13 protein-coding genes and 1 pseudogene are annotated in these 12,616 nt (G+C 65.3%); 10 read left to right on the top strand and 4 right to left on the bottom strand.

The window, feature by feature from the left end:
* The first annotated feature begins 39 nt into the window (after positions 1-39).
* On the top strand, positions 40-885 hold the full coding sequence (locus tag ACZY0R_RS27115; protein WP_488862728.1) for an MBL fold metallo-hydrolase: 846 nt from the start codon (positions 40-42) through the stop codon (positions 883-885).
* Here ACZY0R_RS27115 and ACZY0R_RS27110 read toward each other — a convergent pair.
* Both ACZY0R_RS27110 and ACZY0R_RS27105 read right to left on the bottom strand, forming a co-directional pair.
* Positions 882-1,313 (bottom strand): annotated as a pseudogene (locus ACZY0R_RS27110) (hypothetical protein); the annotation flags it as partial. The gene ACZY0R_RS27115 and the pseudogene ACZY0R_RS27110 sit on opposite strands and share 4 nt — an antisense overlap.
* 412 nt (positions 1,314-1,725) lie before the next feature.
* Positions 1,726-2,127, bottom strand: a complete 402-nt coding sequence (locus ACZY0R_RS27105) for a hypothetical protein (protein WP_488866207.1) — start codon at positions 2,125-2,127, stop codon at positions 1,726-1,728.
* Positions 2,128-2,301: 174 nt separating this feature from the next.
* On the opposite strand from ACZY0R_RS27105, the gene ACZY0R_RS27100 reads away from it, so the two are divergent.
* Complete coding sequence (locus ACZY0R_RS27100; RefSeq protein ID WP_488862726.1) at positions 2,302-3,216, top strand: sensor histidine kinase; 915 nt, start codon at positions 2,302-2,304, stop codon at positions 3,214-3,216.
* A 13-nt stretch (positions 3,217-3,229) separates the two neighbouring features.
* Entirely contained in the window at positions 3,230-3,991 is a 762-nt protein-coding gene (locus tag ACZY0R_RS27095; RefSeq protein ID WP_488862724.1) for a LytR/AlgR family response regulator transcription factor, read from the top strand.
* Between the two features lie 27 nt (positions 3,992-4,018).
* On the opposite strand, the gene ACZY0R_RS27090 is transcribed toward ACZY0R_RS27095, so the two are convergent.
* On the bottom strand, positions 4,019-4,357 hold the full coding sequence (locus ACZY0R_RS27090) for a 2TM domain-containing protein (protein WP_488862722.1): 339 nt from the start codon (positions 4,355-4,357) through the stop codon (positions 4,019-4,021).
* A gap of 342 nt (positions 4,358-4,699) precedes the next feature.
* On the opposite strand from ACZY0R_RS27090, the gene ACZY0R_RS27085 reads away from it, so the two are divergent.
* On the top strand, positions 4,700-5,206 hold the full coding sequence (locus ACZY0R_RS27085; RefSeq protein ID WP_488862720.1) for a DUF1993 domain-containing protein: 507 nt from the start codon (positions 4,700-4,702) through the stop codon (positions 5,204-5,206).
* A gap of 119 nt (positions 5,207-5,325) precedes the next feature.
* Here ACZY0R_RS27085 and ACZY0R_RS27080 read toward each other — a convergent pair whose 3' ends face one another.
* Positions 5,326-6,528 (bottom strand): MFS transporter, encoded by a 1,203-nt coding sequence (locus ACZY0R_RS27080; RefSeq protein WP_488862718.1) that lies wholly within the window; start codon positions 6,526-6,528, stop codon positions 5,326-5,328.
* A gap of 106 nt (positions 6,529-6,634) precedes the next feature.
* On the opposite strand from ACZY0R_RS27080, the gene ACZY0R_RS27075 reads away from it, so the two are divergent.
* The 6 genes from ACZY0R_RS27075 (at position 6,635) to ACZY0R_RS27050 (ending at position 12,520) form a co-directional block, all read left to right on the top strand.
* On the top strand, positions 6,635-7,540 hold the full coding sequence (locus ACZY0R_RS27075; protein WP_488862716.1) for a LysR substrate-binding domain-containing protein: 906 nt from the start codon (positions 6,635-6,637) through the stop codon (positions 7,538-7,540).
* A gap of 324 nt (positions 7,541-7,864) precedes the next feature.
* The gene (gene queE, locus ACZY0R_RS27070; RefSeq protein ID WP_488862714.1) at positions 7,865-8,512 is read left to right on the top strand and encodes a 7-carboxy-7-deazaguanine synthase; all 648 of its coding nucleotides are present in this window, start codon (positions 7,865-7,867) and stop codon (positions 8,510-8,512) included.
* Between the two features lie 46 nt (positions 8,513-8,558).
* On the top strand, positions 8,559-9,035 hold the full coding sequence (queD, locus tag ACZY0R_RS27065; RefSeq protein ID WP_045238451.1) for a 6-carboxytetrahydropterin synthase QueD: 477 nt from the start codon (positions 8,559-8,561) through the stop codon (positions 9,033-9,035).
* Between the two features lie 29 nt (positions 9,036-9,064).
* A complete protein-coding gene (gene tadA, locus ACZY0R_RS27060) occupies positions 9,065-9,721 on the top strand; it encodes a tRNA adenosine(34) deaminase TadA (RefSeq protein ID WP_488866205.1) in 657 nt (218 codons plus the stop codon).
* Entirely contained in the window at positions 9,718-10,692 is a 975-nt protein-coding gene (gene ldcA, locus ACZY0R_RS27055; protein WP_488862712.1) for a muramoyltetrapeptide carboxypeptidase, read from the top strand. The genes tadA and ldcA overlap by 4 nt, the downstream gene beginning before the upstream one ends.
* A gap of 217 nt (positions 10,693-10,909) precedes the next feature.
* Complete coding sequence (locus ACZY0R_RS27050; RefSeq protein ID WP_045238449.1) at positions 10,910-12,520, top strand: ABC-F family ATPase; 1,611 nt, start codon at positions 10,910-10,912, stop codon at positions 12,518-12,520.
* The last annotated feature ends 96 nt before the right edge of the window (positions 12,521-12,616 follow it).

Genomic DNA, 12,616 nt, shown 5'->3' with positions numbered 1-12,616 from the left:
CGCGTCGAGACAATAAGGTTTCTTCCCGGAGGCTTCGTCATGAAAATTCACCACCTTCGCAACGCGACCATCATTGTGGAGTTCGGGCCGAATCGAATCCTGATCGACCCGATGTTTGCCCCTAAAGATGCGCTTCCGCCTTTGCGGGTATTCGGCGCAAGGCAACGTAACCCATTGGTCGATTTACCCGAATCGGCTGCGACAGCGCTTGAGTCGGTCACCCATTGCCTGATAACGCATTGCCAGAAAGGTCATTTCGATCATCTGGACCGCACGGCCAAAAATTGGCTGCGCGATCGGCAGCTTCCGATCATCTGCACACCGCACGATGCCCGCCATCTGGCCGAACGCGGATTGAATGTCCAGCCGTTGCCGGAAGCGCATGGGCAGCCCAGCCCCTTCATGGGCGGTCGGATTCGCACGGTTCGCTGCACGCACGGCCGTGGCTTGGTCGGCAAGCTGATGGAGCACGGGGTCGGCTATCTGATCGAGGTGCCGGATGAGCCCAGCCTCTACCTGAGCGGCGATACCGTCCTCACGCCAACGGTCCGGGAGTTCGTTGCGCACCATCGCCCGCAAGTCTGCGTCGTACCCGCCGGAGGTGCGCGATTCGATATGGGTAGCGACATCATCATGGGCATCGACGAGGTCGTCGAATTCACCCGCCTGGCGCCTGGCACGGTGGTTGCCAATCATCTGGAAGCGCTCAGCCACTGTCCGGTGACGCGCTCCGCGCTAGCGCTCGCCGCAAGGCAGGCAGGTGTCGAAGCGCGGTTGCGCATTCCAAGAGACGGCGAGGTGTTGCATATGACGCGGCCCCGGTCGGGGCGCGAAAGCAGTGCTCTCTGCCATAGGCACGGCGCGTGCAACTGCCCCCAAACTTAGGATGACGTGGAAGGATTCGCATACTGGTCTCCATGTTTTTTTCTCACCTGCAACGGCCATGCGTCATTGGTTTTCATTGCGGGCAGGGCTATCGCGCGTGGCGTGGGCAGCCAGGGCTGCGTCAGCAGGCGAGAGGACTGCAGAGAACGCAAGCGCGCCGGCATTGCTGCGCAACTGGCCTCCTGGAGGTGCTGCAGCCATTCGTCGGAGATGTCGAAACTAAGTCGTCGCGCATAGGTTCCTTTGCTGATTCGACGGCTGAAGGTTGCGGGCTCGATGGCGTTCATCAGGAATGACTGTGCGCAGCCCGGCCGCCCATGGGAAAGCTCGTGTGCGCCGCGTGGGCAGGCGGTCGTCAGTACCACGCGCCGATTGCCATACGACAGGTCCAGCTTTCCCTCAAGCAGCAGCACCAGGTGTAGGCCGGCGGCGCAGCGTCCGGAGGCGGTGCCATTGAATTGGGGCCGATGGACGCCTTCTGCTTGAAACTGGACGCGCTAGGGCGGCCTCTCGGCCTCGATTGGGATCCGTCTTGCAAGCATTCGGACTTACCGCTCGTGAGGCAGGGCGCTGTACCTCAGGATGTCGCTCGCCATGGTGTCGCGGGGAATTGGATCACCGTGCGGGGACTGCCGGCCCCCCCCCCCCCGGAGTGGCCGCATGGAGTGTCGCGGCCGTCTCGGGTAGGTGGTGAACCCGGGCAACGTCCAGGTCACGGCTCGGCGCCCAAGGCAATGAGTCCTTCTGAATCCGGCACGCGCATGAGGCAGGATCTTGCGCAGTGGAAGCACATCGCCGGCGACAGGAAGATCGTGGCGGAATGACAGGTGGGGAGAGGCCTCACGTGCCGTCCAGCAAGTCGTGCGCGTTCAGGATCGCGTACGCTATATCCGGGTTTGTCTCAAGGCAGCGGCGTATCGCTGCGGGAATGGCTTGCTTGGTCTTGCGGCACAACCCGGTTTGCTCCTCCACCTGGATGCTGATGCCGCGCACCGTGCGCACTTCGTGGATGCTGGGCGTGATCGTCAGTACGATGCCCAGTTGCGCGTACATGCGCCGCTCCATGTCCTTCAGGTCGGCAAGGCTCGACAGGCTTTCAAGGCGGGTGATCAGCCTTTTTTCTTCTTCCCTGGTCAGCCTCAGGATCCGGATGTCTGCCTGCGGGTCGCTCAGCAGGGTTTCCCGGCCGCACGTGCAGGCGCCTGGTGGACACTCCTTGCGAATCGGAAATGGGACGTTCATGTCGTCGTCGGGGCGATGCGCATCATCGAGTGAGGGTAGCCGATTATCATAAATCAGGAGTCCACCGATCATCCGTCACTGGCGCCGCATTTCCGTCGGTCCGGCGCAAAGCGCCGCGGAACGCATATCTGCGGTGGTAAGCTCAAACTCTGTGCGAGCCCGATTCCTATACCCTTGCAGCCGACCCCAACCCAGTTGTGGCGTAGCGTCGCCGACCAGCGCGCCTATGACGATGCCAAGCGGCGCGTCCGGTCGTTGCGTGGTTTCTATGCCCACGCCATCCTTTATGTAGCGATCAATACGATCCTGGTTGTCATCAATCTGATGACGGTTCCGCATCGGCTGTGGGTTTTGGGTCCCTTGTTTGGCTGGGGCACTGGCGTGGCCGTGCACGGCCTGTTGGTCTGGACCCGGATCGGCCTGCTGGGCCGCCAGTGGGAGGAGCGCAAGATCGCCGAGCTGCTGGCGCGCGACCGGGTCCGTGTCCTGTCGACCGAGAAACAGCTGGTCGAGGCGCAGATGCGGTTGCTGCAGGCCCAGATCGAGCCCCATTTCCTCTTCAATACGCTGGCGAACGTGGTGAGCCTGATCGAATCGTCTCCGCCCCGCGCCACGCTGATGCTCGAGCATTTCATCGCCTACCTGCGGGCATCGCTGACGGCGAGCCGTTCGACGCAGGGAACCGTGGCCCAGGAGGCTGCGCTGCTCCACGATTACCTGGAGGTGATCAAGATCCGCATGGGTGAGCGCTTGAACTACACCATCGACATCGACCCCGGACTGGCCAAGGCGCCTCTGGCGCCGATGCTGTTGCAGCCGGTGGTCGAGAACGCCATCAAGCATGGCCTGGAGCCCAAGATCGAGGGCGGCCGGCTGGTGGTGCGGCTGCAGCGCCGCAACGATCGCATGCTGGCTTGCGTCGAGGACAACGGCCTGGGCTTCAAGCCGTCCGATGGCTCGGGGGTTGGGTTGTCCAACCTGCGCGAGCGGCTGGCCGTCCTGTACGACGGCGATGCGCAGGTGCGGATCGAAGAGCGTTCCCCCGGCACAGCCGTCCTGATCGACCTGCCTCTGCCTCCCATGACCTGACCGGAGATTCGTCATGACCCCGACCGCGGTGATCGCCGACGACGAAGAGCACCTGCGCGCGCACCTGCGTGCCAAGCTGGCTCGCCTGTGGCCCGAAATGCAGGTGCTGGCGGAAGTCTCCAATGGCTTGCAGGCGGCGGAAGCCATTTCCCGGCTGTCGCCCAGCGTCGCTTTCCTGGACATCAAGATGCCCGGCCTGTCCGGGCTGGAGGTGGCGCAGGGGCTGGAAACCGACACCAGGGTGGTGTTCGTCACGGCTTACGATGAGTATGCGCTGGAGGCCTTCGAGCGGGAGGCGGTCGACTACCTGGTCAAGCCGGTGACCGACGAGCGCCTTGCCCGCTCCGTCGAGCGTTTGCGCAAGGCCTTCAAAGAGGCTACGCCTGCGCCCGAGCTGGCCCGGCTGCTGAGCCAGCTGACGCGCCGGCTCGGCGGCGCAGAAGCGAGCGAGCCGCTGCGCTGGGTGCGTGCGAGCCGGGGGGATACGACCAGCCACGTACCGGTCCAGGAGGTGTTGTACTTCCAGAGCGACGACAAGTACACGGTCGTCAATACGCGCGACGGCGAGCACCTGATCCGCACCCCGCTGGCCGAACTGGCCGGCAGCCTGGATCCCGAGTGGTTCTGGCAGATTCATCGGTCGACCATCGTCAACATGAACCATGTGGCGGGCACGCGGCGGGACGGCAGCGGCCGCTTGTTTGTCCGGCTACATGGCAGCCAGGACGAATTGCCGGTGTCCCGGGCCTACATGCACCGGTTCAGGCAGATGTAGGCCGGGGCAGGGTGGATGGCCGCCGCTTCAGTCCCGGCCCATGAACTCGCGGATCTTGCGCTCCTCCCAGTCACGCCCGCGGCCACTGATCCGGACCCAGACCACCAGGCCGTGCAGGCCCAGCGCCAGGCCCCAGGCCAGCGTCGTTCCCATCGGCCACGGCCAGCTGTCAAGGTGATGGCGAGTCCAGTTCGGCGCCGGCAGGAAGAAGTACCGCAGCCACAAGAGTGCATTGACGGCCAGGTACACCATCACGTGGATGTACCACCCGCGTAGCATCCTGACCAGGCGGGATGCGCGCAAATAGGCCAGCGCTTCGGGGCCGGGCTGATCGGCGGAGGGGAATGGGTTCGGATCGGTTCTCATCGCTTGTGGTCTCACTGGAGCCTGGTATGGCTGTAGTGTTGCGCATCGGGCGGCCGCCGGGCTACCGTGGCCCGCTGGATCAACGCGAAAACGTCGCCAGTGGTGGAAGGCGTTCGCCAGCCGCCGGGCGAATATCGCGCAGCCGAGTGGCTTGGTATCTGGCACAAACCGAGGCCGCGGCGATTCGCTTGCCGCCCGCCGCTTCCTTGACCGGAGCCCGGGGGCCGGCCGGCGAAAAACTTCCGGAGGGTTTATCCTCGCCGTGTCGCTCACCCAGGCCGGGGCGCAGTTCGCGCGCCGGCAGGATGGCGCGTTCGGCAATCCCACCCAAGGATCACCCCCATGTCACTTTCGATGTATGAAGTATCAATCCCGGCCTTTATCCGGGCTTTCGGCAGCCTGTCGGCCATCCTGGACAAGGGCGCCGCCTTTGCGCAGGCGCAGGGCATGGACCCTGCCGACCTGATCCAGACCCGGCTGGTGGCGGATATGGATCCGCTGTCGGCGCAGGTGCAGCGCGCCAGCGATAGCGCAAAGGGTTGCGCGGCGCGGCTGGCGGGTATCGAGATGCCGTCCTTCGCCGACACCGAGACCACTTTCCCGGAACTGCAGGAGCGCATCGCCAGGACGGTGGCGTTCCTGAAGACCATCGAACCCGCCCAGCTTGACGGCAGCGAGACGCGCACCATCGAACTGAAGCTGCGGCCCAATCCGGTGACGTTCGACGGCAAAACCTATTTGCTGGGCTTTGTGCTGCCAAACTTCTATTTCCACGTGACCACCGCTTACGACATCCTGCGCCATAAGGGCGTTCCGGTTGGCAAGCGCGATTATCTCGGTCTGTCCTGATCGAAGGACGGCCGCTCCCGGCGGCCTCCCGTCCAGGCGCCATGCGGAGGGGAAAAGCAGCGAGGCCGCCCTGGCATCGTGCCGTGGGCGGCCTCGTCCGCAGGCGTTCCGCGCCGGGCTCAGGCCCCGCTGGCCGCCAGTTCGCGTCCGGACGCGGGCTGTTGGTCAAGCCGGTCCAGGCGGCCGCTCCAGGCGGTCAGGCCCAGTGCCACCAGCACCACCAGCGCGCCAATCCACGGCGTATGCATCAGTCCCATATGGGTCACGATCAGTCCGCCGGCCCAGGCCGCGCCGGCAATGCCCAGGTTGAATGCGGCGATATTCAGCCCCGATGCCACGTCCACCGCGTGCGGCGTATAGCGCTCCGCCTGCTTGACCACGTAGACCTGCAGGCCCGGTACATTGCCGAAGGCAACTGCGCCCCATGCCAGCACGGTAGCTACCACCAGCCAGCGGTGCGCTGCGGTGAAAGTCAGGGTGAACAGTACGATCGCCAGCAGCAGGAATACGATCTTGAGCGCGGGAATGGGCCCGTGGCGGTCTGCCAGGCGTCCGCCCCAGATATTGCCCGCGGCGACCGACACGCCGTAGACCAGCATGACCAGCCCGACCGCGCCGGCGCTGAAGCCCGACACATCCTGCAAGATGGGGGCGAGGAAGGTGAAGGGGATGAACGAACCGCCATAGCCGACCGCGGTCTTGGCGTAGACCAGCAGCAGGCGGGGCTCCGCCAGCACCTTGGCCTGCTGCAGCAGGGAGGCCGGGGCGCTGTGGCGGATATTGGCCGGCACGAACATCAGGCTGCCGACAAAGGCCACCAGGCCGAGCGCCGATACCGCGAGGAAGGTCTCGCGCCAGCCGAAATGCTGGCCGATAAAGGTGCCCAGCGGCACGCCTGTGACGAGGGCAACCGTCAGCCCGGTGAACATGATGGCGATCGCGCTCGCGGCCTTTTCCTTCGGCACCAGGCTGGTAGCGATGGTGGAACCGATCGAGAAGAAGACGCCGTGGGCCAGGCCGGTCAGTATCCGGGCCAGGATCAGCGATTCGTAGCCGGGTGCCTTCCATGCCAGCAGGTTGCCCAGCGTGAACAGCGCCATCAGCGACAGCAGCAGCGCCTTGCGCGGCAGGCGGCCGGTGAGGGCGGTCAGCACAGGGGCGCCAATGGCCACGCCGAGCGCATAGAGGCTGACCAGCAGCCCGGCCGAGGGCAGCGTGATCCTGAGGTCGGCGGCGATGGTGGGAATCAGGCCGACGATGACGAATTCGGTGGTACCGATGGCAAACGCGCTGACGGTCAGCGCGAACAGGGCAATGGGCATGGTTAGCTCCAGAAGCGTCCGGGAATTGGGATGGGCGCAGTTTGCCGCTGTCTTTGTTGCGGAATAAGTGGGTGATCTGGATAAGATATTTGATTAGTATTCAAGAATGAAGATCACTCTCGAAGAACTGCAGGCCTTTGCCACCGTGGTGGATAGCGGATCCATTACGGCCGCGGCCGAGCAACTGGGGCAGACCGTGTCGGGGATCAGCCGCGCGCTGAGCCGCCTGGAGGAGAAGGTGGGCACGACGTTGCTGCACCGGACCACCCGGCGGCTGGCCTTGAGCGAGGAGGGCGAGGCGCTGCTGGCGCATGGCCGCGCCATCCTTGCCTCGGTCGAACTGGCGGAGGAGCAGATGGCCGTGCGCCGCCAGCAGCCGGTGGGGCGGCTGCGGGTCAATGCGGCATCGCCCTTCATGCTGCATGTGGTCGTGCCGCTGGTCGGGGAATTCCGCCGCGCCTATCCCGGGATCGAGCTGGAACTCAATACCAACGACCAGATCATCGACCTGCTGGAGCACCGCACCGACGTGGCGATCCGCATTGGCCGGCTGCGCGACTCCACGCTGCATGCCCGGCCCCTGGCCAGCAGCCGGGTGCGCGTGCTGGCCAGTCCGGCCTATCTGAAGGCAAGGGGCCGCCCGGAAACGGTGGCGGATCTTGCCGGCCACAGCCTGCTGGGCTTCAACCAGCCGGATTCGCTCAACCGCTGGCCCCTGCGCGGCGCCATGGGCGAGGAGGTGCAGATCACGCCGCATCTGGCGGCATCCAGCGGCGAGACCCTGCGCCAGCTGGCGCTGGCCGGCGAGGGGCTGGTCTGTTTGTCCGATTTCATGACCGAGGCCGACCGGCGCCGCGGCGATCTGGTCCAGGTGTTGATGGGGAGCACCATCGATGAACGGCAGTCCATCAATGCGGTCTACTACCTCAACACCCAGCTTTCGGCGCGGATCGCCAGTTTCCTGGACTTCGTCGGAGAGCGCTTGCGTACGGCCGGCTGGGCGAAGGTCTAGGCCGGCATGTGGCCCGGAGCAGACTTGTCTCCTGGGCAGGGGAAGGCAGGTAGAAGAGGGCGCGGCTGGAGCCGATCCCGTACCTGTGCGAAAATAGCAAGTTAGCCGCAGCTTGCCCGCCATTCGCCGCGCGTCGCTCCCCTGGAACATTCCTCCCGGCCTTCGCCGTGCGCCGCCCGGGACTTGCCTGCGCCATGCGCAGCTTGCCGGCCCCCGGCCTGAGCGCTCCGCCGACGTGTTTCGCCGACGCGTCTCGCCGTCGGGCCGCATCGTGACTGCATCACCCACAATTACCTACAGCTACCTAAAGCTTTACCAGCCAGCATGACTTACGCCGTCAAGGAAATCTTCTACACACTGCAGGGCGAAGGCGCCAACGCGGGCCGGGCCGCAGTGTTCTGCCGCTTCTCCGGATGCAATCTCTGGAGCGGCCGGGAGGAAGACCGTGCCAGCGCGGTCTGCCAGTTCTGCGATACCGACTTTGTCGGCACAGACGGCACCGAGGGCGGCAAGTACCGCACCGCCGATGCGCTCGCCGACATGGTGGCGGCCCAGTGGCCGCAGTCCGTGGAGAGCAGCGCCGCCGGACGGCCGCTGGTGGTCTGCACCGGCGGCGAGCCACTGCTGCAGCTCGACGCGCCCCTGATCGACGCCCTGCATGCGCGCGGCTTCGAGATCGCCATCGAGACCAATGGCACGCTGCCGGTGCCGGACGGCGTCGACTGGGTTTGCGTGAGCCCCAAGATGGGCGCCGAGCTGGTGGTCACGCGCGGCGACGAGCTCAAGGTGGTGATCCCCCAGGATGGCCAGGACTTCGCCGCATACGAGCGCCTTGATTTCCGCTATTTCCTGGTGCAGGCCATGGACGGCCCGCTGGCACGGCAAAATACCGCCCTCGCGGTGGACTTCTGCCAGCGCCGCCCGCTCTGGCGCCTCTCGCTGCAAACCCACAAGCTGTTAGGCATCCGGTAAATCGCACCGGCACGTATCGGCATCCCCTCGGCACCCATCGGCCCTCATGAACAAGCAAGTTTCCATTACCCGCCGGCTGGAGTTCGACTCCGGCCACCGTATCCCCAACCATGGCGGCCAGTGCCGCAACATCCATGGCCATCGCTATCGCCTTGACCTGACGCTGTCGGGCGAGGTGCTGCATCGCGCCGGTGCCTCGGACGAGGGCATGATCCTGGATTTCAGCGATATCAAGGCGCTGGCCACGGAGCACCTGGTCTCCAAGTGGGACCACGCCTTCCTGATCTATCGCGGCGACACGGCGTTGCTGAATTTCCTGCAGACCATGGACGGGCACAAGACGGTCGTGCTCGATGCGATCCCCACCGTGGAGAACCTGGCGCAGATCGCCTTCGACATGCTCGCGCCGGTGTTCAAGGATTGCTTTGGCCACCAGTTGCAGCTCACGCGCCTGGTGCTGTTCGAGACCCCGAACTGCTGGGCCGAGGTCAGCGCCGCCTTTACCCTGCCCGCGCAGGACTGACGCGGCCGACCCATCGCATGCCAGCCGAGATGAACGCGCCGCTCCTTCCGCCGCAGGCGGCCGACGCCAGTCCCGATCCCGCCCTGGAGCGCGACCGCCGCTACATGCGCGCCGCGCTCGACGAGGCACGCCTGGCCGAAGCTGCTGGCGAAGTGCCGGTGGGCGCGGTCGTGGTGTGGAACGACACCATCATCGCCCGCGGCCATAACCTGCCGATCCGCTCGGTCGATCCCTCCGCCCACGCGGAAATGCAGGCACTGCGCGCCGCCGCGCAGGTGATCGGCAACTACCGCATGCCGGAGTGCGAGTTGTACGTGACGCTGGAACCGTGCGTGATGTGCAGCGGCGCCATCCTGCATGCGCGGATTCGCCACGTGGTGTTTGGCGCCACCGATCCCAAGACGGGCGCGGCCGGCAGCGTGCTAAACCTGTTCGAGCAGGCCCAGCTCAATCACCAGACCACGATCGCCGGCGGCGTGCTGGCCGACGACTGCTCGCGCATGCTGAAGGATTTCTTCGGCGGCAGGCGCCGAGCGCAGAAGGCTGCCCAGAAAGCGGCGCAGGCAGCGGCTTGCGCCGCTTCCGGGAGTGATGTCCGGCCCGTCGCGCCGGGTTGCGCGCATTGCAGCCCCGAAGTCACCACCCGTTCCACTGAAACCGACCCAAGCCAAAACCCCGAAGCATGAGCCAGCCCACGACCACGCCCACGCCACCTACTGAAGTCCGCCTGATCGCTTCGTCGGGCTATCCGCACGATGTCGCCATCGCCGCGCGCGGCTGCGCCTGGCTCAAGGGGCATGGCTTCCATGTCGGCAACCCGGACGTGCTGGCGCGCCGCTACCTGCGCTTCGGCGGCAGCGATGCCGAGCGCCTGGCGGACCTGCATGCCATCGGCACCGGCACGGCGCACGAGCTGACGCTGGCGGTGCGGGGCGGCTACGGCATTGCGCGGTTGCTGGAGCGCGTGGACTTCGCCCGCATCGCCGAACAGGCGCGCGCCAGCCAGACACCAATCGTCGGGCATAGCGATTTCACGGCCTTCCAGCTGGCTTACCTGGCGGCCACGGGCGGGGTCACTTTCGCCGGCCCCATGCTGCTGGCGGATTTCGGTGTGGAGGTGGTCGATCCGTTCATGTGGGAGCATTTCGACGGCGTGCTGCGCAATCCGGCGTATGCCGTCGACGTGGCCGCGCCGCAGGCTGGTGGCCAGCCCTTTACCGGCACGTTATCGGGCACGCTGTGGGGCGGCAACATGGCGATGCTGTGCAGCCTGCTGGGCACGCCCTTCATGCCGGCCGTGGAGGGCGGCATCCTGTTCCTCGAGGACGTCAACGAGCCGCCATACCGGGTCGAGCGCATGCTGCTGCAACTGGACCAGGCCGGCGTGCTTGGCGCGCAGCGCGCCATCGTGCTGGGCGACTTCTCCAACTACCGCGTGACCGATTACGACAATGGCTACGACCTGCCCGCGGTGGTGGCCTACCTGCAGGAGCGCCTGGACGTGCCGGTGCTCACCGGCCTGCCGTTCGGCCACTGCCCGCGCAAGCTGACACTGCCGGTTGGCGGGCAGGCGCAGTTGAGCGCACGTGCGGACGGCTTTTCGCTGTCGCTGTCGGGGTATCCGGTGTTGAAAGCAGCGGCATCCACCCACATCTGAGGCCTATCGCTTCGTTCCTTTGCCCGCGAGTGGTAAAATTACCGGTTGTTTCCCGATTTCCCTGCCAGGGCCCCGCGCCAACGCACCGCCAGGTCGCCACGCCGGGCCTTAAGCCGCCCACGCTGCCAAGCGATCAGCATTTTGCTCAGTCCTTGGCAAGCGGCAGCCCGAGGCAAGCGCGAGTCCCGCGCCTCATCATCCATACAAGGTTCCAGACGTGCTTTCTACCGCAAACATCACCATGCAGTTCGGCCCCAAGCCGTTGTTCGAGAATATCTCGGTCAAGTTCGGCGAGGGCAACCGCTACGGCTTGATCGGCGCGAACGGCTGCGGCAAGTCGACCTTCATGAAGATCCTCGGCGGCGATCTCGAACAGTCCGCCGGCACCGTCATGCTGGAGCCGGGCGTGCGCCTGGGCAAGCTGCGCCAGGACCAGTTCGCCTATGAAGACATGCGCGTGCTGGACGTGGTCATGATGGGCCACACCGAGATGTGGGCCGCCGCCGCCGAGCGCGACGCCATCTACGCGAACCCCGAAGCCACCGACGAAGACTACATGAAGGCCGCCGAGCTGGAGGCCAAGTATGCCGAGTACGACGGCTACACGGCCGAGGCGCGTGCCGGCGAACTGCTGCTGGGCGTTGGCATCCCCACCGACCAGCACCAGGGCACCATGAGCAATGTGGCGCCGGGCTGGAAGCTGCGCGTGCTGCTGGCGCAGGCACTGTTCTCGAACCCGGACGTGCTGCTGCTCGACGAACCGACCAACAACCTCGACATCAATACGATCCGCTGGCTGGAACAAGTGCTCAACGAGCGCAATTCCACCATGATCATCATTTCCCACGATCGCCACTTCCTGAACTCCGTGTGCACGCACATGGCCGACATGGACTACGGCACGCTCAAGGTCTATCCGGGCAACTACGACGACTACATGGAAGCCTCCATGCAGGCGCGCGAACGCCAACTGGCGGCCAACACCCGTGCCAAGGAGCGTATCGGCGAGCTGCAGGACTTCGTGCGCCGTTTCTCGGCCAACAAGTCCAAGGCACGCCAGGCCACCTCGCGCCTAAAGCAGATCGACAAGATCAAGGTCGAGGACATCAAGCCGTCGTCGCGCCAGAATCCCTTCATCCGCTTCGAGTTCGAGAAGAAGCTGCACAACCTGGCGGTGGAAGCTGACGGCATCACCAAGACCTACGACCGCAAGGTCATCAACAACCTGTCGATGGCGATCCAGGCCGGCGAGCGCGTGGCCATCATCGGCGAGAATGGCGCTGGCAAGACCACCTTGCTGCGCAGCCTGCTGGGCAGCACCATCAAGGGCGGCGTGGAAGTCGATCGCGGCACCATCAAGTGGGCCGAAAACGCCAATGTCGGCTATATGCCGCAGGACACCTTCGAGGAATTCCCGGTCGACCGCGACCTGATCGACTGGATGAGCCAGTGGACCCAGGCCGGCGACGACGACCAGTCGCTGCGCGGCACCATGGGCCGCCTGCTGTTCTCGGCCGACGACATCAAGAAATCCGTCAAGGTGCTCTCAGGCGGTGAGAAGGGCCGCATGATCTGGGGCAAGCTGATGCTGGGCCGCCACAATGTGCTGGCGCTCGACGAGCCGACCAATCACATGGACATGGAATCGATCGAGTCGCTGCAGATCGCGCTGGACAAGTTCACCGGCACGCTGGTCTTCGTCTCGCACGACCGCGTGTTCGTGAGCGGCCTGGCCACGCGCGTGATCGAAGTGCGCAACGACGGCACGCTGACCGATTACCTCGGTACGTATGACGAGTACCTGGAGTCGCAGGGGATCGACGGCTAAGCCAGCCGGAAGGGCGCCGGGCAACCGGACTGCCCCGCAGGAAACGAGAAGGGCCGCCATGTGCGGCCCTTCTCGTTTTCACGCTTTCATGCATGC

It is taken from the genome of Cupriavidus sp. F041, assembly GCF_057814235.1.
Note: the sequence above shows the minus strand (reverse complement) of the source record. Positions and strands in the feature narration are given on the sequence as shown.